Origin of the sequence: Vineibacter terrae (assembly GCF_008039615.1) — a bacterium.
Classification (GTDB): Bacteria; Pseudomonadota; Alphaproteobacteria; order Reyranellales; family Reyranellaceae; genus Vineibacter; species Vineibacter terrae.
The window spans coordinates 1-406 of the sequence record NZ_VDUZ01000134.1 but is presented as its reverse complement, the minus strand read 5'-3'; the positions used below and the strand labels follow the sequence as shown (position 1 = coordinate 406).

Below are 406 nucleotides of genomic sequence, written 5' to 3'. Positions count from 1 at the left end.
CCATTCACCGCCACGACACGGCCCGTCGCGCTGCGCGCACCGCCCACCGTGATCTCCGCCCCGCGCAGCGCGTTCAGCAATGCCGATGGCGAGCCCAGCGCCGCCTGGTCGAACGGCAGGTCACGGAGCACCTGCGACAGCGGCTCGCGACCCGGCAGGCTCAGCCCGCCGACACCGCCCTTGTCGTCATAGACCACCAGGCTCTTCAGCACGTCGTCGACCTGATCCAGGTTCACCGTCAGCTTCAGCGTCGCGTCGTTCTCCACCGACGCCTCGTATTCGAAATACCCCACGCCCCCCGACGACAGCATCACACGCTTCAGCGCCAGCTCCTGCGCCAACGCCGACGTCGACGCCAGCAGCGTCGCCGTCAGACCCGCTACCGCCGCCAGGCGACGACCCGGCA

The 406-nt window shown here is 69.7% G+C and carries 1 pseudogene; it reads right to left on the bottom strand.

The features are described 5' to 3' along the window. Positions 1-406, bottom strand: a pseudogene (locus FHP25_RS41240) (hypothetical protein); the annotation flags it as partial.